The following is a 19,847-nucleotide window of genomic DNA, read 5'->3' on the forward strand; positions in this document are numbered from 1 at the left end:
GGGCCCTGCCAACGAAGGAATGCTGGCGTCTCTGTCAAAAAGGAAAGGCTGCGCTGCGGGTGACGTTTTTCTTCATGCCATGACCAACCGCCGCTCCTTCCTGAAACAGTCCGCCGCCGCTTCCACCGGCGTGTTCTACATCGCCAAAACCTCCTGGGCCCAGAAGAGTCCCGGGGACACCATCAACGTGGCCGTCATCGGCTTCGGCGGCCGTGGTGGCTCGCACATCAGCGGATACAACAAGCTCAACAAAGATGGCGCCGGAGTGCGTGTCGCCGCTCTGTGTGATGTGGACAGCAAGACCCTCGAAAAAGGACTGCAGTCCTACGACCAGGAAAAAATCAAAGTCACCGGCTACTCCGATCTGCGCAAACTTCTGGAGAACAAGGACATCGATGCCGTGAGTATCGCCACGCCCAACCACTGGCATGCCCTGTCCACCATCTGGGCCGTGCAGGCAGGGAAAGATGTGTATGTCGAAAAGCCCGTGTCACACTGCGTGTGGGAAGGCCGGCAGATGGTCAAGGCCGCACGCAAGTACGGCAAGATGGTGCAGACCGGCACTCAATCACGGTCCAGCCGCAAAGGGCTCGCTGAAGGAGTGAAGTATGTGCAGGAAGGCAATCTCGGAAAGATCCTGCTCGCACGCGGCCTTTGCTACAAGCGCCGCCCCAGCATCGGCAAGACCGAAGGCCCGCAGCCGGTCCCTGAATCCATCGATTACGATCTCTGGTGCGGCCCCGGCCCAAAAGGCCCGCTCATGCGCAAACAGCTGAAGTACGACTGGCACTGGACCTGGGCCTACGGCAACGGCGACCTCGGCAACCAGGGCATCCATCAGATGGACATCGCCCGCTGGTTCCTCGGCGAATCGGAACTCTCCCCCAGCGTCTGGAGCGTGGGTGGCCGCCTCGGCTATGAAGATGACGGCGAAACCGCCAACACGCAGATCATTTACCACGGCTATGAAAAGGCCCCGCTCATCTTTGAAGTGCGCGGCCTGCCGGACGCGAAGGACGGCAAGAACATGGACAAGCTCACGCAGACCAGCAAAGGCGTGAAGTTTCAGCCTCTCCCCGGCAAAGATGGCAAGGAAGGCATCTCCGGCGCAGGCGTCGGTGTCATCATCGAGTGCGAAGGCGGAACCATCGTGGTGCCGAGTTACTCGGGTTGCGTGGTCTTCGACAAAGAAGGCAAGGAGGTGAAGAAATTCGAAGGCAGCGAAGACCATTTCAAAAACTTCATCAATGCCTGCCGCAGCCGCCGGGTGGACGATTTGAACGCCGACATCCTCGAAGGCCACCTCTCCAGCGCACTCTGCCACACCGCCAACATCAGCTATCGTCTCGGCCAGAAAGAGAAGCCTGAAGCGATCATGGAAAAGATCAAAGGCGACACCTTCGCCACCGAAAGCTTTGAGCGCATGAAGGAGCACCTGGGGAAAAACGAGGTCGATATCACCAAAGACCTCCTCACCCTCGGCCCCGTGCTCAAGATGGATGGCAAAACCGAACGCTTCATCGATCAAGACGCCGCCAACGCCATGCTCAAGGACAAGTATCGTCCGCCCTTCGTCGTGCCGGATGAGGTGTGAAGTGCGACAGGCACTCCTGCCTGTCGATCAGCGGCAGCGCCAGCCACCCTGCACCCCGTCCACAGTAAAGCTGACGCAGGGTGGCTTCGATCCGTCACTGCGGCACCGTAGTTCGTTCGTGAACTCTGAGTTCTAAAGGTCCCGCTGATCGACGGACAAGAGTGTCCATCGTACTCAAGCTGCGCCCATCATCTCCCCATAGGAAAAATCACAGACGTGCATGCGCACACGTACCATCGCGCCTTCCGCCAGTGGAAAATCCGGCAGCTCTTTCTGGATGGTGCCAAAGATCTCTTTCCCATTCGGCAGCAAGGCGTGGCAGGTGCGTGGACTGATCACACGACGGATCGTGGCGGTGGTTTCAACTCGGGTGATAATATCCATCACTGGGTCACGGGAATGGCACGTCGTGCCGGAGGTTCATTGGTGGCTGGAGGCTTGCGGTTCCAGTCGATTTTGGCGGATTGAAACAGAGTGCGTGCCGTGATGAGATCCACTGCGCGCTGCAGCACGGTGTCGGAGGGCTTCGGCGCATCCTCAGGCAGCGCCTTCCCGGCGGAGCGCCTTAGGTAGGAGTCGAGTTCAGGATTGGTGTTGGCCACGAGCGCTGCTTCATTGAATCGCGCACGTGGTTTGTCGATGATGGAGCTTTTGACGTCCTTGGCATCAGTGGCGCTAAACACCTGCCGCTTGAGCGTGGTCGGCATGGAGATCGGAAAATCAGGTTGCAGGCCCTTTTTGAACACGGAGCTGTCGTCCGTCAGCAGCACCTCGGCGCGGGCAAAGCGCAGGGACCACTCGGCATCCACGGGCACCGTTTCATAGCGCACGGCCCCACCGCGTGTGGGCGCACCAATCAGGAGAGCTTGCTTCCGCTGACGCAGCACCGCCGCCATGGTCTCACCCAGATTGTTGGTCTCATCATCCACGAGGACAAGAATCTGCTGCGACCACACGGGCTCGCGCAGGTTGGTTTCGACTTCGGAGGCAGCCTGGCCCATCTGCTTCATTTTGAAGAGCACTTCGCCCATGGGCACAAACAGGCTCAGCATGTCCGCCGCGTCATTGAAGTTCCCCGGCGGAGCCGGACTGCGCAGATCCAGGATGAGGTGGCTCACCTTTTTAGCCACAAAATCCTGAAGATGCTTCTCCAGTTCCTTCGTTTCACTCGGCGTGAATTCACGGGGCCTCAGGTAGCCGGTCTGCGGCGTCAGCAGTTCGGCCTGCACGCCGGTGAGCGCGCCGGATTTGGCCTCGCTGGTGCGGGGGACCAGTTCCGCCCCGAAATCAAGACGCTGCAGCAAACCCGAAAGTGCCGCACGGTTCAGCACATCAAAGGTCAGATCGCTGCTGCGGATGTATTCCTTCTGCAGAATCCGAAACGCCGTCTGGATGCCTGCCTGGCTGACGTCCTTCGGCTCCGGGCCGCTGGCGGCGAACACGGAGGAGGTGAAGGTCAAAAGGATGGCGAGTCGTCTCATGCGTCGGTCTGCTGCAGATGATTGAGAGCATGTACGGGCCCTGCGCCAGCACTTTGCCACATGAAATGCTGGTCTATGGAGCGACTGACGAACTCCTTCGCAGAGGCGACAGCTTCATTCAGCCCCATTTCCTGCGCCAGACAGGTGGCGATGGCGGCGGAAAACGTGCAGCCTGTACCATGGGTGCGCACCCCCGGCGTGCGCGGGGCGGTGTGCCAGAAAAGCTCACCATCCAGGCACAGGACATCAGCGGCATCCCCCTTCAGGTGCCCGCCTTTCACCAGCACAGCGGCATCAAAACGGGCGCTCAGGTCGCGGGCACAGTCCTCCATGGCTTCGAGGTCAGGCACCTCCCGATCCCACAGCACGCGGGCCTCGTCTAGATTAGGCGTGATCAGCGAGGCCAGCGGCAGCAGTTCGTCGATCAAGGTCCGCACGGCGGCGTCTTCCAGCAGCTTGCCTCCGCTGGTGGCGATCATGACCGGATCCACCACCAGGGGGATGCGGCCATGGCCAAGCTGCAGCCAGGTTTCCGCCACTGCATGCACCTGATCCCGCCCACCCAGCATGCCGGTCTTCGCAGCGGCAATGGGAAATCCCCCAAACAGCACACGCACCTGATCGGCAATAAAGTCCGCATCCAGAAGGCGCACCTGGGAAACGAGGCCCGGCGTCTCTGACACCACGCTGGTCAGTGCATTCAGGCCGTAGCCACCGAGGGCTGAAATCGCCTTCAAATCCGCCTGCACCCCCGCTCCGCATGAAGAATCTGAACCTGCAATGGTGAGAACGACGGGGGGGGAGGATGGCATGGTGGCGGTTGGCTGGATGGTACGAGTCCGGCTGCTTTTTGCAAACCCCGGCTTGTGGCATCCTGCGTATGGACTAAACTCATTCCATGAATTTCGATCCGTTGCCAGGACTCACGGTCACGGTGGACAGCATCGCCTACGATCCCACTCGGCCTGCTCCGCCGGACCGGCCCCACCCCTTTGTGTATCATCTCTCGATCCACAACGACTCACCCGACATTGTGCGCATTTTTGGCCGCAAATGGATCGTGCGTGACACAGACGGCGACACCATGGTCGTCGAAGGCGACGGCGTCGTCGGCCAGTTCCCCAATCTTTCCCCCGGGGAAACCTTCAGCTACAATTCCTACCACGTCATCAAGACCGAAAGCACCGCCACCGGCTCCTTCTTCGGCACCACCCCCGATGGCCGCCGCGTCTGCACCAAGATTCCGCCGATCGAGATGCATCCGCCGCTGATGGTGTGAACGGAGGATGATCTTTGAATGAAGTCGTTCATCCGAATTCAAACCGAATGGTTTATTTCTGCCGCTGCGTGGATTGCAGTTGTGGCGGCTCTCTGTGGAGTCTTTGATAATTTGACCCGGGGTTATTCCCGTTCGGTATCGCACTTTTTTGCTGCTGCAGGCTTCACTCTCATCTCGACCTCCTACTTGCTTCTATGGGTGCTCCTGGTGATAGCTCCATTTCGGCCAAGGTCAGATTTTTCGCTTCGCGGCGAGTGTAAAATTCGCGCCATCAATTTCTTCCTTACGCTCGGAGGTTTGTTGGCCGTCCATATTTACGTGATGTTAGTGATGTGGTTTGGCCTCATGTAACAGGCATCTGTTCATAATCTGGTCGAGATTTTCAGCTCGTTCTGGAAACTCACTCCTTCTCACACAGAATCCGAAACCCCACGCTGTCCAGATGGACATTGTGCGGATCGGGTCCTCGAAACGAGGCCAGCAGGCGTTTCTCACTGCCAGCACGGAAGGAGCCGCCGCGGACGATGCGCAGGCTATTCTTCGGTGGATCATACCAGCCATCCACCCATTCCCAGACGTTGCCGGCGAAGTCGTAGAGACCGTTGGCATCGGCGGGGTAGCTGCCCACGGGCGCGGTATCTGGATAACCGTCGTCCATCTCCAGCCACTTGGCGTCGTAGCTGTTGCGATACTTTTTGCCAAAAGCCTCATCGCAAAAGTTGCCAACCTCATTGCTCAGCGGACCCTTGCCCCAGTGATGCTGGCCCGTGCTCGGCGGCTGTTGATTCGGGGCGATGTCTGCCTTCTCCTGCAAGCCTGCCAGCACGCTCCACTCCTGATCGGTGAGCAGGCGGTACTTGCGCCCTTCCTTCTTGCCCAGCCATTCACAGAAAGCCTGCGCCTCCGCAAAGCTCACGTTGATGGCAGGATGATCGGGCGTTTGCGGAAACTCAGGCTTCTTCCACTCCACGTTCGTGGCCGCAGCGAACGGCTGATAATCCTTCACCCGCGTCTCATAGCGGCAGACCAGCACGCCAATGCTCGCCACCTTCACAAACGGCATCTCCAGACTGTTGGAGAATTCCGTCTCGATCTTGGTCTGCTGAGCACCGGCACACTGAGCCAGCAGCAGCAATGCAAGGGCGGTGAGCGTGCGCTGCATGGCTTACTTCTTCACGGGGGCGGCTTTCCATTCCCAGCTCTCGCCGAAGAATCCCGCATCGCTGATGCCACCGGGGGCCTGGCTGGTCTTGGGTTTGGTGAGGTCGATCACCGCCCAGTCGGGCAGCTTGGCCACCTGACGCGCGTTGTTGAGGTAATCGTATTCGCGGTAAGTGAAGCCGCTGTTGATCACCACATACTTCGTGGGGTTGAGCGGGTTCGGGTAGATGAGCACCGGTGCGTTTGTGGCCGCATCATAGGTCTTGCCATTGGCAACGAGCTTGTCCTTGGACCACTGGATCGGCAGCTTGTCGGCGATCTTCGCGAGGATGACGTTGCTCTGCGGATCTCCCCACAGCACGAGGTTGTTTGCGGCGATGTCGGCATCGCTGACGGCGGTGTCGTCCTTCGTGGGAGCATCGCCACGGAACTGACGACGCCATTCAAACTGCGCGCGCTCAAGCTCCGCTTTGGCCCAAGCGTCCACCTTCTCACTGGCTCCAGCCTTGGTGGGTTTCACAAACAGGAACTTGTCCATAAAGGCATCGTCGATCGGGCCTTCGAGGCCGTGCTTCTTGATCAATTTGCCGTCACCTTCGTTGTCCAGCGTCTGCGTCCACTTGCCGTTCTTCAGCTGGAAATGCACCAGCCATGAGCGGTCCAGTTTCGGGCGGGTCACTTCAAGCAACTGGCCGTCGATGCTGACAACGGGCTTGTAGAGCAGGGGCATCGGGCAGGTGCCGGAGGGCATGTCGAGCGTGAAGGCGCTGATGTTCTGCAGCTTGATCGTGATCTCAGACGGACCGGTGATGCGTGCATGAATGCGACCGCGCACCCAATGTTCTTCCAAGGCGTCCACCGTGACCCAGAACATGTGGTTGTACCGCAGGAACCAGGTGGAGAGATGGATTTCCTTCGGCATGCGGTTGCGACCAATGGCCGCGATGCTGGCAAGACGCCTCTCGATTTCGATCAGCGAATCAGGATGAATCTTGTGACCAGTCTGCGGGCCAATGATGTGCAGCAGATCCACGTTCTCGCCACGCAGGGCTTTCTCCATCATGTCCGCAGCCTGCTTTTGTTTATCGATCTCGCCGCTGTACGCCACGGTGGGGCAGTTCTCCAGATTCAGGGCATTGTCGGTGGCATTGTACCAGTGCCAGAGCTTCTGCTGATACCAGGGGGCGCCGCTCACATCCTCGTTCTGAAAGCCGCCGAGGAACTCAGGTGTTTCAGAGAAGCCCGCGCCCGGATTCGCCGCGCACCATTTGTCCGCGTAATTCACCGCAAACTGCCACGCAGCTGCGCCGCCCATGCTGAAGCCGCGCACGATGATGCGATCTTCATCGACGGCATAGAACTTGGAAGCATGATCAATCGCTTCGAGCAAATCGATCTCACCCGCGAACTTGTTTGCACAGCAGTAACGACCGTAGGCATGCAGCACGAGCGCGCCCTTGGGAGTGATCTGACCCACTTGTTTGCGCCGCTGATCCAGGAAGGCGAGTTCGCTGAGTGTCTCGCCACGACCATGGCACCAGATGTCCATGCGCACCGGAGCGCCCACATATCTCTCAGGAATCACCATGCCGTAGGGCTGCACCGAGCCATCGATCTTGGAGCGGTAAGCACGCACCACCAGGCCCTTCTGCTTTGTCCACGGTGCCTGTCCAGTCTTGAACTGCTCGGCGCGTTGCAGGCCTTCGGCGATGATTTCGTCCGCGCTTTTGAGCTCACCCAGTTTGTGCACCTCATTGTAGCGCAGCGCCCAGTCCACGGCCTTGTGGTAGATCTCGATGTCGGGCAGCAGATCCGCGAGCTGCGGATTCTTCGCCTGCGCCTTGGTGGCTTCATCGATGGCGGTGCGGAGTTTTTTTAAACCTTCGGTGAGCCGGGCACGATCCGCATCAGGAACAGCAACCCCCGGAGGTGGCACTGGACGCACGTTTTCGGCTTGATTGTCCTTGGGGCCATCGGCAAGGGCGGCGCTGAGAGCGAGGAAGGGGAGGAGGAGACGCTTCATGGTTGGAGAAGAGAGAAGAAAGACAAAAGAGACTATTTCTTGCGGGAACGTTTCGGTTTCGCAGCGGAGAGCAGCGGCACGTTGTGAATTTCAAAGGGCGCACTGGTGGCGCTGTCAAACTCAGCGGCGGCTTCCAGTCCGGCGCGCGCGATTTCCTCGGCGGTCTTGCACTTGTCATACGCCGTCTGCATGGCACCCAGGGCGTAGTCCCGGCCCGAGCCTGCGGCCCAGAATTTGTGAAACTGTTGCGCGGAGCGGTACGAATAAATGGCGAAAATCCCGTGCGGGTTGGCCAGCAGTCCGTAGAACTGCGTGGTCTCGAATTCCTCGCCTTTGTCCGGCATGGCGGCCATGAAGTACTCCACCTTCAGCCAGGCGTGCGAATGACGGAAGGTTTCAAAGATGGCCTCGCAGGAGGAGAAATCACGCGGGCGGTCCGGGTTGGAAAAGTAGCTGTTCATCACCACCAGACTCGCCGAGGTGCCGGTGAGACCAATGAAGGTGTCCGCAATCTTGGTGATCTTCGTCTTGTTGACGACGTGCTGCGCCTTCTGCCTCAACGAACCGAGACAGCTGAGCGTGTCAGCGCCGATGCAGGCGACGCCATTCTTTTGAGTTACAACGATGGTGGACATGAGATCGCATGACTAGCGGCGGCCCGGCTTCCGTGCAAGCATCTCAAGTCGATGTCGTCAGTTGACGCCTCACAAATGATGCCGCTGGGGCAGAGGTTCATACGGAGTGCCCAGATCGGAGGTTGTCCCCCCCCTTGTACATGAAACCATATAATCTGTAGTAAATAACGCCACGCATATAAGATTCCAGAGTGCTTTGACAGCCAATCATTCCGGCTTGTTGTAAGCAAAGCACTGATTGCATCTCATTTTATCCAAAGGGTGCAAGCACGTTCGGTCCCAACCACCTTCAAATCCGACTTCTGATGAGACTCGCTGCCATTCTTCTCTTCTTTTTACTCGGCTTTGCCACACTCCATGCGGAGCTGCCTCAGCTGATCAACTATCAGGGCCGTCTCGCGGTAGGCACCGCGAACTTCAATGGTCCCGGCCTGTTCAAGTTCGCCTTGGTCAACACCAATGGCAGCACAACTTACTGGAGCAACGATGGCAGCAGCAGTGGAGGCGGTGAACCGGCGGCCGCAGTCACTCTCAACGTCACCCAGGGCCTCTATTCCGTGCTGCTCGGCGACACCTCGCTCGTGAACATGAGCGTCATTCCTGCCACCGTCTTCAGCAACGCCGACGTGCGCCTGCGGGTCTGGTTCAATGACGGAGCGAACGGCTCTCAATTGCTGTCGCCCGATCAGCGCATCGCGGCCGTCGGCTATGCAATCATGGCGGCAGGTGTGAATCTTCCTGCCACCACCGGTGCGACCGATGGAGTCATATTGCAAAATGGCGGCAGCCTGCTGCATACTTTTGGTTCAAACAATCTGTTTGCCGGAGCTGGCGTGGGCAATTTTACCATGACCGGCGGTGACAATGCAGCCGTCGGCTTCAATGCGCTCGCTCTTAACACCACCGGGCATAAAAACGTTGCCATCGGCAGCGGTGCCCTCGCTGCAAACACCACCGCGAGTTCGAACACCGCCATCGGCATGCAGGCGCTCTCACTCGCCACCGTTGGCGGTCAGAACACCGCCTCCGGCAATTATGCATTGTCCACCACAGATACCGGCAGCAACAACACCGCGAATGGTTACAGTGCCCTGCAGTCCAACACCAGCGGGAGTTCCAACACCGCTTTCGGCTGGCTGGCGCTGACAAACAATACCACGGGTGGTAACAACATCGGCTTGGGCAGGCGAGCAGGTGAAAACCTCACCACCGGCAGCAACAACATCGACATCGGCCATTCGGGCTTGGCTGGAGAGTCCAACATCATACGCATCGGGACCAGCGGCACACACACTGACACCTATCTTGCAGGTGTGGTGCATGGAGACGGTTCGGGGCTGACTGGGATCACCTCGAGTAATCTGGCGGCGAACAGTGTGACGAGCACACAGATCGCCAGCGGCGCCGTGGGAAGCGGACAGCTCGCGAGTGGTGCCGTGGCCACCAGCCTGGCAGCTGACAATCAAAGTGCGGTCGCCAGCGGCGGAGTGGTCATGTCGGCAGATGCCAGTTCTGCCAGCCTTCTCGCGGCTGGTTACACCAAGCTGGGGCAGTCCTCGGTGTCCGTGGCGGAGTCCTGGGCCTCCACGCAGACTGCGGGCGCGCCGACGGGGCGGGCTTACCACTGCGCCGTCTGGAGCGGAACAGAATTGATCCTCTGGGGTGGGAAGAACGGCAGCGGGGTCTTGAACACAGGTGGGCGATACAATCCGACGACCAACAGCTGGACCGCGATCTCCACCACCAACGCGCCTGTCGCCCGCTACAAACAACGCGCGGTGTGGACTGGCACAGAAATGATCGTGTGGGGTGGCAATGACGGAGTTTCGATCCATTACAACACAGGAGGACGTTACAACCCAACCACTAATACCTGGACTGCCACTGCTACGCTCAATGCGCCGAGTGCTCGCACACAAAACACGGCGGTGTGGACGGGCACGGAAATGATCGTTTGGGGAGGTGTGAGCAACGGCCCCACCTATTTCGCCAACGGGGCGCGCTACAATCCCACGACCGATACCTGGACGGCCATGTCCACCACCAACGCGCCTGCTGCGCGCAGTCAGCATGTGGCGATCTGGACCGGGACGGAAATGATCCTGTGGGGCGGCACCAACGGATCTGGATACTTCAATGACGGGTTTCGCTACAATCCTACCTCGAACACTTGGACTGCTATCTCCGGCACCAACGCACCGAGTGCCAGATCGGGTCCTGGTTTTGCATGGACGGGGACCGAGCTGCTTGTGTGGGGTGGGTATTCGGGAACCTATTATGGCGATGGCACCCGCTACAATCCCACCACCGACACCTGGGTGGCTCTGCCTGCCACCAATGCTCCGTCCATCCGCGCCGATTTAACCGCCGTGTGGACTGGCGAAAGGATGATCATCTGGGGGGGGTATGGCGGTAGCGGCAACTACCTCTCGACGGGAGCCAGCTACTCCCCCACGTCCGATGCCTGGACGGCGCTGCCCAGTTCCGGACTCAGCGGCAGGGCCGACATTCCGGGGGTGTGGTCCGGATCAGAGATGCTGATCTGGGGCGGCAGCTCCGGCAGCTATGCAGACGGCGCACGTTATTCCCCCTCACGGACGTTGTATCTTTATCAACGAAACTAGCATTCCAATTCCCAAAGAGCACCGCGCATGAAAACCGCATCCGCCTTCGTCCTGCTGCTTCTCTCCAGCGCGCTGCATGCCGGTCCGCGCACGAGCACGAGTTACGCCATCACCACTGAGAGCAGCGATGGTGGCGGCAGACGCGCAACGAGTGTGAACTACACCAACGACGGCAGCACGGGTGGTGTGACCGGCATCTCCAGCGTGGCCGCCCCCGCAGAGACGGCGAAGAGCGGCTACATCGGCCAGCTTTATGAAGTGACCGTTGTGCAGGTCACTGCAACACCTGCGACGGTGAATGAAGGCAGCACAAGGCAGCTTGCCGTGACCGCTTCACTTGATGATGGCACCATGTTGGCCTCGCTCGCCAGCGCCGTGTCATGGAGCGTGGTGAGCGGCCCCATCACCAGCATCAGCAGCAGTGGTCTGGTCACCGCCGGCCATGTGTATCAAGACACCGCCGCCTTGGTGGAGGGGAGCTTTTTCGGTGCCAGCGGCACGCTGGGACTCACGATCCTCAATACCGGCAACGATGATCTCGGCAGCTATGGTGGCGATGGCATTGATGACCCCTGGCAGGTGCAGTACTTCGGGCAGAATAATCCGCACGCCGCGCCCGGCTTTGTGAGCGATGCCAGCGGATTGACGAATCTCTTTAAATACACCGCCGGGCTGGTGCCCAATGATCCCAGCTCACGCTTCCTGCTCCGCAGCGCCTCTGTGCCAGCCCAGCCCGGCCAGATGCAGATTGTCATCAGTCCCCGACTGGCTGACCGCACCTACACCGTCAAGGCCAGTACCACGCTCGGTTCGGGGGTGGTGTGGAGTGATCTCACCAGCTTCAGCATCAGTGACAACGGCACCGAGCGCACCATCACGGATCTCGACGCCACCGGGACGAGCAAGTTCTACCATGTGGAAATTACCAAGCCGTAGACAGATACCAGAGCGGGGGGCTGCCTGAATGAGCAGGTGAGAAGCTCGTCATGACTCACGGCAGGAACTGGCCGCGGCGAATTTCGGAGCCTTTGAAGATGATTCTGAAACGGAAGACCTTCTTCTTCCGGCACTGAATCTGTCCGGTCTGCAGGTCGAAGCGTTCGGGGATCTCGATGCGGTGCAGGTCCGCTGTGGCGTGGTAGCCGCGCTCGGAGAAGATGTCGATGAGCATCGCCAGCGCTTCGGGATCATGGAAGAGTTTGTCTTCGGTGTTGATGTCCGCACGGCCGGAGATAGCATGACGGACGATGATGGGCATCATCTTGTCTTGGATGAAGGTGACCACCGCCTGCATGAGATCCGGTTTGCCGACCTTGTAGCCATCTAGACGGCGCACGAGATCCTGTCGCGCATGACGAATGATCTCACTGGCCAGCGGCAGATCGCGCAGCTGGTCGAAGGTGCGCGGATCCAGCTCCAGGGAGCTTTGGTATTCAAGCTCGCGAATGATGTTGTCCTGCACCAGTTCCAGCGGCGCCTGCGCATTGATGAAGTGGTAGTGGAAGATCTCCTTCAGCGAGACCAGCGCGTCGTAGGTCTTCTCTTTGAAGACCTGGTAGCGATTGCGCGCCAGCGCAGGATCAAAATCCGTGGCACGCTCCTCCCACAGTTCGCCCAGGCCTGAGCTGCGGACTTCAGCATTGTGCGCCAGCACCTCCTGGCCGCGCTTGAGCTGGCGTGCGATGCTTTCCGCCTCGTCGACGAACAGCACCATGATGTGGAAGATGGGCTGCTTGAAATGCGCGGCGTCGGGCGTTTCCGAAAAATCGCGGCGCAGTCGGATCATCTCATCAAAGAGCATCTTGAGGCACTCCACCTGCACCTTGGTGCGAGGGAATCCATCGAGAATCGCCCCGTTTTGCTGCGCGGGTTCGAGCAGCTTGCGGATGAGGATGCCCACCACCTCGCGGTCGCCCACCATGCCGCCCTGGGCTTTGAGTTTTTGCGCTTCCGGGCTGTCGAGCAGCGCACTGACCACAATCGGCTGCGCCGTGATGCCGCGCACCTCGCGGATGAAATCCGTGTTCGTTCCCTTGCCGGCACCGGGCGCTCCGCCCAGCAGGATCAGCTCCTTTGGAAAACGCAGCTTCTCGCGGCCATATTCTTCCTCCAGCTGCTTCCAGACGTGGTTGAAGATGAGCTGGGCGTCTTTGATTTCCAGATCTGCCGGTGCGGCAGGTTTGGTGGCAGGTTCGTTCGTGGCAGTCGGCATCGCTGCGATTATCCCAAGGATGGCCGCTTGCCAAGTACAACGAGCGACCTTGAGCAGTCCCGCTCCTCGCAACTACCCCTTGAGAGTCATCAAATACGCCAGCAAATCCGCCACCTGCTGCTCCTGCAGCGCATCGAGCAATCCCTCAGGCATCAGTGAACGCCGGATAAACTTTGTGCTGCGAATGTCCTTCTTGTCCAGTCGGCGGTCGGGCAGGCCGGGCATGCGGATGATCGTGGCGTTTTTGTCCTCACTGACAAAGAACGCATCAATGAGATCGCCGTTTTTCATCTCCACACGGTAAATGCGGTAGCCCGGCTCCATGGCAGCATTCGGGGTCAAAATATTACGCAGCACCGCCTCCAGCCCCATGGCACCCGCACCGCTGAGATTCGGACCGATCTGCCCGCCCGCACTGCCGATCTGATGGCAGGCCATGCACAGCGCGCTGAGCACTTTGCCATTCGCCGCATTTCCCTTGGGGGCGAGAGCCGTGAACCGGGCGAACTTCGTATCCAGCGCCTTCGCCTGCTCCTCCGTGAGCAGCGGCGGTGTGTCGATGGTTTTGGCCAGTCGCGCGCCTTTGCCAAACATGTTTTTCAGTCCCGGCTTGAGCCGGTCCGTGGAAGAATATACAAGATCAGAACCGGCTGCAGCCGGGACGACAATGCGGTCAAACGTAGCTCGGATCTCTTGCGCGCTGCGGGCCTTTTTCCACACGCGGAACTCGGTAATCACACCCTCCGTACCTTGCTTCGGCCCACTCCAGCCGATCTTGCAGTTCTCCCACTTCGCAGGCGCGGCCTTGCTGCCCGTGGCATCCAGCTCTCCGTTTTGATAGATGCGGATGATTCCTTTGTCATCGCGAGTGACAGCGAGATGCGTCCACAGATCGGGCGTCATGGGCTTGGTTGCCACGCAGACATCTTTCAATTCGGAGCCCGCATAGACGCGGAACTTGGAGCCGAAGAAGTTCATATCGACGCCACCGGGCGTGCCGAGAAGGCTGTCGGCGTTACTGATGCCTTCGGCAAGCCGCACCCAGGCCTCAACGGTGAAAGGACCATCGAGCGTGATCTTGGAATCAACCACGGCTGCATCCTCACCATCAAGCAGCAAAACTTCACGGAAAATGCCCCCGAGCTGCTGCTGTAGTTTTTCCAGCGCAGGGTCATTGCCCAGCACGGTGGCAAGCCTCTCGACCGTGGGCCCATCCAGATCCGCTTGTGGCAGAGTCTTATTAAGCAACGCGGCGACGATGGTCTGCGCGCCCGCCTTGGTGCTGGCAAGAGTGTTCAGGGCCGCACGGCGCTGCGCAGGCTGCAGCGAGGGATAAAGCGTGAGGAGTTTGGCAGCGGCATCAGGCGCACGTGATGCCGCGAGAGCTTCGAGTGCGGCGTTGCGCACTTCAGGCTTTCCAATCGTGGCGAGCGAAACGAAAACATCTGCAGCCCCGCTGCGTAAATCCTTCAAGACCTGAAGCGAGGCGATGAAGTCTTTGGGATCACTGGAATTCGTGCCTTTTGAATCAACCACCATGCGAAGATCACCTCCGCTGATGGCGATCGCCATTTTCAAAGGCTGAACAAGACTGTCTTCCAAATCGACGAGTTGGAAGCCGCCGATGAGCTGGAGAGCGAGGTTGCGGACAGAGCCATCAGCACTTCTGATCATGCCTTTCGCCGTTTCCGTCAGCAATGGCGCGATTTGTTTCGCGTCGAGCTTCGTGCGCTGGGCGAGCAGCTTCTCAGCAACAACGGTGCGCGATTTTTCATTCGTCAGCAGCGCCTTGAGGGCATCGCCCACTCCGGCTTCCGCCGGGAACTGGGCGAGACGGAGGAGTTCTTCATCATTCGGAGCACGATCCAGATGCGGCAGCAACTTCGCCACACGCGGTGCGCTCGCCTTCGGTTCCAATGCAAGCGAGGCGAGCACGCGGGCTTCCACAGGCAGCTTCTCAGAGGTCTCGGAATCGAGGAACTTCGCGACGACGACAGGATGCCGCTCAAGGAACATGCGCACTAGGAAGCGTTCGAACTCGCGGTCATAAGCCTCACGCACAGGGATCTGTTTCGGCCCACGGGAGGATTGAATGGTCGGGCCGGGGAGGCTGGGTTTCGCGAAGGCCAGCAATGCATCAATGGCCTCCGTTTCTTCTTCACCATGGTTTGGCCCCTCAACGAAGGCCAGCAATGATCCGAGCGAACGAATGCCTGCAGCTCGCACCGCAGGATCTGCATCTTCCGCCAGGCCGCGCAGCAGGGCGGTGGAACGAGAGGTGCTGACACCGTGAGCATCGAAGGAATAAAGCCTGCCGCCGAGGAACTCGGCTGCGGTCCGCCGAAGCAGGGGATCGGCGTGTTTGATGGGCAGCATGTCCAAGTTTTCTGTTTGGAACGACCTCGTGCCGTGCTCTTGAAAAGCCCACAAAGCCTGGGCTGTCATCGCCGTCGTTTTCACGGCTTGGCTGGCTGTGTGACTGAGGCTGACTAGGGTATCGTCGGATTCACCGCTGCGGTCCGCCAGTGTCTGCCATGCCAGATGCGCTTTTGCGACGGGCTCCGTGCCAAGCATTGCGATGAGTTTATCGCTGCTCAGCTTCGTGAAGTCAGCCACTTCCGCTTTGGCCCCCTTCGGCTTCACACGCCAGATACGCCCCCTCGTCTTGTCGCGATCCGGATGCGTTCGCGGCACCTCATTGTGGGAGATGATCTTGTTGTACCAGTCCACGATGTAAATGCAGCCGTCGGGCCCATTGGTAAGTCCCACAGGGCGAAAGAAAGGATCGTCGCAGGTGATGAGGTCCGGAAGTTGTTCAAGTTTCCAATACGCGCCGTCGCGGTGCATGCCGAGGGTTTGAATCTTGGAGGTGATGGGATTCGCCACGGCCATGGTATGCGCCGCTTTGGGGTCGCGGAGAGAGCCGCTCTCAATCAATGCAAGGCCGCTCAAACCGGTGCCGCCCATGCGGAACTCCGCCTGAGGTGGGAAATCGGGCTGGTAGCTCTTTTTGAGGGCCTCCATGCCGCCGGGATAGTACGCGTACTCATGGAAGGGCATGATAGGGTAGCCGTAGTCGTTCGCTTCCTGAATGAAGGTTTCGCCTTCGCCAGTGATGACGAGTCCCCAGATGTTGTTCGGGCCGACGCTGGTCATTTCAAACTCGTTGCCGTCGGGCCGGAAACGGGCCATCCCGCACTTGGGATAATCAATGACCACATCGCTGCCGGGCTTGCGCACCTTGCTGTTGTTGAAAAGCCCCTGCGCCATCCAGATCCAGCCGCCCGGCGCACGGGTAAACTGATGCGGAAACAGGTGCGAGTCCTGCACGCCGAAGCCGGTGAGAATGACGTCAAACGTGTCCGCCTTGCCATCGCCATTGGTGTCCTTGTAAAGCTTCAGGTCATGCCCATGCTGCACGTAACACGTATCACCATTGCCCCAGGGCAGCATGCCGGTCGGGATGGCGAGGCCGTCGGCGAAGACGGTAGGGTTGGTGAGTCCACCCGCGGGAATCGGCCCATTCACCGACTCCCGCGGATAGACGATCACCTTGTCCTTGCCGTGGGCTGCGTACACCGCCTCTGCGGCGGCGGGGTTTTCATTCGCATCCACCGGGTACTCCAGCGCCGTCTGCGTCCACATTCGCCCTCGTTGATCAAAGTAAACGCTGACAAATTTGCCCAGCCCTTCGCTTTCTTTGACGACGAGCTCGATCTCGTAACCCTCCGGCACATGGAACTTCTTCAACTGCTCCTCGGCGGTCAAAGCGGTGCCTTGGACGTTGTTGTAGCTGATGTCACGCTTCGGCGCCGCAGTTGCATCCGCCTGCGGCTTCGGCGGCGGGGCGACGAGCTTGCGTGCGGCATCCACGCCACCGAGCGATTCCCAAGTCGGCGCCCCCGGCGTGGGCGGCAGTTCTTCAATCGTCACATCCTTCACCTGCACCAAGCACGCACCACCGCTATGCACCTGCGGCCCGATGAGGCCGTCCAGTGCGATGTTCTTGTCCGCTTCGGTGTAGTCCATGCAAAGAACGCCATTGATCCAGGTCTGAATGCGCGGGCCTTCAGCGCGGATGCGGTATTCATTCCAGCCGAAGACATCGATGGCCTTGTCCAGCGCGGCCTGCTGCTCCGGCGTGGGTGCCCAGATGACCTTGTTGCGGCGGAACTCATCATAAATCTTGCCAAACCAGCCTGCACCGCAATCTACCTGATACCCGGTCATGTGCGCACCACCAGGAACTCGCAGGCTGCGAATCTGAATCCCGCTGTTGAGCATGCCGGTTTTCGGATCGCCGCTGACCTTGATCTTGAGCTTCAGATCGAAGTTTTGATAATTCTTCTTCGTGCAGATGAAGTGGTTCTCCTTGATCTTCTCCGTCGTGGAGCCGCCGGTGATCATGCCGTCTTCCACCCGCCAGATCTTGGGATCGTAGTCCCAGCCGTCGAGCGACTTGCCGTCAAAGAGGGAAACCGGCTCGGCATGGAGCGCGGTGGTGAGGAGTAGCAAAGAGAGCAGGTGCTTCATAGGTTGGAATAACGCATGGGTTAAACGCAGGCTAACAGGATGACATGCACGGTGTCATGCCTGAAATGCACCTGTACGTGACATCGTTAGGCTTCCGCGATTAAATAGGGCATGAACCACGAACTCACCGAAACCACGCTCGACGGCCCGCGCACGCGGCGCTGGGTGGTGGAGGCCCGCGAGTGCGTGGAGATGACCACGCACCGCATCGCACGCTTTGGCCTCGATGAGGCCCTGCCTCCCTACCGGCGCGTTCGCATGAGTCCGACTGGCAGTTTTGTTCTCGCGTGTGTAAGCGGCGAAGGCTCCATCTTGCTCGACGGCCGCTGGCAGCGAGTGAAGCCCGGCATGGTGTGCCTCGCGCCGCCACGCGTGTTGAATGCCTTTGAGGCCAAAGGACGTGAACGCTGGTGTTTCGCATGGATTCGCTATGACGAGCCGAGTTTCGTCACACCAGTAGTCGGCGCAGCTTCACCCGTGATGCCCACGGCCCATGCCGATGAAATTGCGCGCATCATCCATGGCGTACGCGCCGAGTGGGAAGGGGAGCGCGAGCCGCGAATCCTTCACCACTGGCTGGAACTGCTGCATGCCACCATCCGACGCATCGCCCAGCCCTGGCGCAGCCGCGAGCCTCGGGTGGCCAAACTGTGGGCGGATGTGGAAAAGGACCTCATGCGCGACTGGACACTCGCCGAACTGGCGCATCGAAGTCACTGCAGCCCCGAGCACCTGCGCCGCCTGTGCATGAAGGAACTCGGCCGCAGTCCCATGCAGCACCTCACCTGCCTGCGCATGGAGCAGGCCCGCCGTTTCCTCGAAGCCGGAAACGATAAGCTCGAAGTCGTGGCCGCAAACGTCGGCTACGCCAATGCCGCGATCTTCTCACGCGTGTTCAAGCGCTGGGTCGGCGTGGCGCCGGGGGAGTTCCGGGGCAGGGGTTGGTAAACACAGATGCTTGCCAGTTTTGAGTTTGTCTCCTAGTCTGAACAACTCAATATGCAAAATGACCTCGCGGAAAGCATTCGTAGCAACCTTCTGACCCAGGCGCTGATTGTGGTGCTATGTGTCTCTTTCTCAAGCAGCCGTCATCTGCAGACGAATGACATGGCGGAACTCGAAAAGCTGTACGTCACACATCGTCTTCTGACGGCGACAACGGGCGATGTGCGTCATAATGACAGCGAATTAGAAGAGTCAGTTTCCGAAAAGCTGGCGGCTGACATGGAACGTGGATTTACGATGAGCACCACATCGCTGGAAGTGGATTCGCTGGCGGTTTTTCTGTCAAAGACGAAGGCGGATTACGATCCGCCTGTTCATCGTGTGTCACTGCCCAGCGGTGGGTGGTTGAGGTTTCGTGCCAGCCACCGTTCATTCAAAGAGCTGGCTCCGCCTCCTGCCGGCAGTCTGATTCCTCTCTATGAAATCACCATTCTTGTGGGGGAGGACTCTGATTTGCACCGGAGAATTCCGTTTGCCGTCAAACTGACGAACGCTGAGCAAAGCAGGCATCCGGCGTCAGGAAAAATTTCATGGGAGCCGATGGAGTTGCGGGCGTTTGCAGACCACCATGCCGAACCCTTCAGCACCTCGGATATTGAAAGCCGCATTCGTCTCAAAGCCCAGGCGTGGACTCAGGCAACGGATGCGGTGGACAGCCTGTATGCCTCATCTCGTTACGCGTACGAAAACGAGCAGATCACCATCCCCATGGTGAACGTGAAAATCTCTGCAAGTCTCGCGCTGGCCGCGCTGGCGCTTGTTTCCACAGCGCTAAGCGCGCATGCATCCTATCAGTGCCGTGTCTCTCAGCCGGGTGAAGGTGCCGAAGAAGGCAGCAGCCTGCTGATTTTGCGCCCGGTGGGCGGAACTGTATCGCCTGGCTGGTGGCATTATGCGGTGGCCCAGGCGGAAGTCTTTTTTGTACAGCCCCCTTATTGGGCAGGACTGCTCGCTCCGGTGATCTGCTCTTTGCTGCTCGGTTTGATCCACAGCGACGTGGAGTTTTGGTGGCTTGGATGGCTGCTTCTGCCGTTCGCCATTGCTTATACTTCGCTGCTCGCAAAACGAATTGTCGGCTCGTCATGGAAGCATCTGTGAGAAAGTTCGAAGCCGGCTGAATTAATTTGATGGATCGCGGGTTGGTTGATTCAAGCATTGACGCCCACAATCTGAGTTCGTTATGCTGCGGAATATGTAGCGCTCATTTCTTTGCCTTGGGATCCTGCTGGCCAACACTCTTTCGGCAGCAGAAACTGCCAAGCTGCGTTTGGTGGCTGACTTAAATCCGGGGCAGAACGGC

At 59.3% G+C, this 19,847-nt stretch carries 15 protein-coding genes; 7 read left to right on the forward strand and 8 right to left on the reverse strand.

The features are described 5' to 3' along the window. Positions 1 to 79: 79 nt before the first annotated feature. Positions 80 to 1,594 carry a Gfo/Idh/MocA family protein gene (locus AC3RLQ_RS06280; RefSeq protein ID WP_493035368.1) on the forward strand — a complete coding sequence of 505 codons (1,515 nt, stop codon included), beginning with the start codon at positions 80 to 82 and terminating at the stop codon, positions 1,592 to 1,594. A 174-nt stretch (positions 1,595 to 1,768) separates the two neighbouring features. On the opposite strand, the gene AC3RLQ_RS06285 is transcribed toward AC3RLQ_RS06280, so the two are convergent. Genes AC3RLQ_RS06285 through thiD form a run of 3 tightly spaced genes read right to left on the reverse strand, consistent with a single transcriptional unit; the run spans position 1,769 to position 3,887 of the window. Continuing rightward, positions 1,769 to 1,978 (reverse strand): hypothetical protein, encoded by a 210-nt coding sequence (locus tag AC3RLQ_RS06285; protein WP_493035370.1) that lies wholly within the window; start codon positions 1,976 to 1,978, stop codon positions 1,769 to 1,771. After that, positions 1,978 to 3,075: a S41 family peptidase gene (locus AC3RLQ_RS06290; protein WP_493035372.1), complete on the reverse strand. Its 1,098-nt coding sequence runs from the start codon at positions 3,073 to 3,075 to the stop codon at positions 1,978 to 1,980. The genes AC3RLQ_RS06285 and AC3RLQ_RS06290 overlap by 1 nt, the downstream gene beginning before the upstream one ends. Next, positions 3,072 to 3,887: a bifunctional hydroxymethylpyrimidine kinase/phosphomethylpyrimidine kinase gene (thiD, locus tag AC3RLQ_RS06295; RefSeq protein ID WP_493035374.1), complete on the reverse strand. Its 816-nt coding sequence runs from the start codon at positions 3,885 to 3,887 to the stop codon at positions 3,072 to 3,074. The genes AC3RLQ_RS06290 and thiD overlap by 4 nt, the downstream gene beginning before the upstream one ends. Before the next feature lie 86 nt (positions 3,888 to 3,973). Between thiD and AC3RLQ_RS06300 the strand changes: the two genes are divergently transcribed. Beyond that, positions 3,974 to 4,354, forward strand: a complete 381-nt coding sequence (locus AC3RLQ_RS06300; protein ID WP_395739355.1) for an ApaG domain-containing protein — start codon at positions 3,974 to 3,976, stop codon at positions 4,352 to 4,354. A gap of 18 nt (positions 4,355 to 4,372) precedes the next feature. Then, on the forward strand, positions 4,373 to 4,705 hold the full coding sequence (locus AC3RLQ_RS06305; RefSeq protein WP_493035376.1) for a hypothetical protein: 333 nt from the start codon (positions 4,373 to 4,375) through the stop codon (positions 4,703 to 4,705). Positions 4,706 to 4,754: 49 nt separating this feature from the next. Here the strand turns inward: AC3RLQ_RS06305 and AC3RLQ_RS06310 are convergent, their stop codons facing one another. From AC3RLQ_RS06310 to AC3RLQ_RS06320, 3 genes are read right to left on the reverse strand one after another with little or no spacing between them, the layout of a single operon-like run. After that, complete coding sequence (locus AC3RLQ_RS06310) at positions 4,755 to 5,516, reverse strand: formylglycine-generating enzyme family protein (protein WP_493035378.1); 762 nt, start codon at positions 5,514 to 5,516, stop codon at positions 4,755 to 4,757. 3 nt (positions 5,517 to 5,519) lie between these two features. After that, the gene (locus AC3RLQ_RS06315) at positions 5,520 to 7,538 is read right to left on the reverse strand and encodes a prolyl oligopeptidase family serine peptidase (RefSeq protein ID WP_493035380.1); all 2,019 of its coding nucleotides are present in this window, start codon (positions 7,536 to 7,538) and stop codon (positions 5,520 to 5,522) included. A 32-nt stretch (positions 7,539 to 7,570) separates the two neighbouring features. Beyond that, the gene (locus AC3RLQ_RS06320; RefSeq protein WP_493035383.1) at positions 7,571 to 8,173 is read right to left on the reverse strand and encodes an Ntn hydrolase family protein; all 603 of its coding nucleotides are present in this window, start codon (positions 8,171 to 8,173) and stop codon (positions 7,571 to 7,573) included. A 305-nt stretch (positions 8,174 to 8,478) separates the two neighbouring features. Here AC3RLQ_RS06320 and AC3RLQ_RS06325 point away from each other — a divergent pair, with 305 nt between their 5' ends. After that, a complete protein-coding gene (locus tag AC3RLQ_RS06325) occupies positions 8,479 to 10,797 on the forward strand; it encodes a Kelch repeat-containing protein (protein WP_493035384.1) in 2,319 nt (772 codons plus the stop codon). Positions 10,798 to 10,824: 27 nt separating this feature from the next. Then, positions 10,825 to 11,733: a hypothetical protein gene (locus AC3RLQ_RS06330; RefSeq protein WP_493035386.1), complete on the forward strand. Its 909-nt coding sequence runs from the start codon at positions 10,825 to 10,827 to the stop codon at positions 11,731 to 11,733. Between the two features lie 55 nt (positions 11,734 to 11,788). On the opposite strand, the gene AC3RLQ_RS06335 is transcribed toward AC3RLQ_RS06330, so the two are convergent. Together AC3RLQ_RS06335 and AC3RLQ_RS06340 are read right to left on the reverse strand one after the other, a co-directional pair. Next, positions 11,789 to 13,009 carry an AAA family ATPase gene (locus tag AC3RLQ_RS06335; protein WP_493035387.1) on the reverse strand — a complete coding sequence of 407 codons (1,221 nt, stop codon included), beginning with the start codon at positions 13,007 to 13,009 and terminating at the stop codon, positions 11,789 to 11,791. Positions 13,010 to 13,081: 72 nt separating this feature from the next. Continuing rightward, entirely contained in the window at positions 13,082 to 17,542 is a 4,461-nt protein-coding gene (locus AC3RLQ_RS06340; protein WP_493035389.1) for a DUF7133 domain-containing protein, read from the reverse strand. Between the two features lie 111 nt (positions 17,543 to 17,653). On the opposite strand from AC3RLQ_RS06340, the gene AC3RLQ_RS06345 reads away from it, so the two are divergent. Both AC3RLQ_RS06345 and AC3RLQ_RS06350 read left to right on the forward strand, forming a co-directional pair. Beyond that, on the forward strand, positions 17,654 to 18,490 hold the full coding sequence (locus tag AC3RLQ_RS06345; protein ID WP_493035391.1) for an AraC family transcriptional regulator: 837 nt from the start codon (positions 17,654 to 17,656) through the stop codon (positions 18,488 to 18,490). Positions 18,491 to 18,541: 51 nt separating this feature from the next. Further along, positions 18,542 to 19,645, forward strand: coding sequence for a hypothetical protein (locus tag AC3RLQ_RS06350; protein ID WP_493035393.1), 1,104 nt, complete (start codon positions 18,542 to 18,544; stop codon positions 19,643 to 19,645). The last annotated feature ends 202 nt before the right edge of the window (positions 19,646 to 19,847 follow it).

It is taken from the genome of Prosthecobacter sp. GW821-HT29F12, assembly GCF_058803405.1.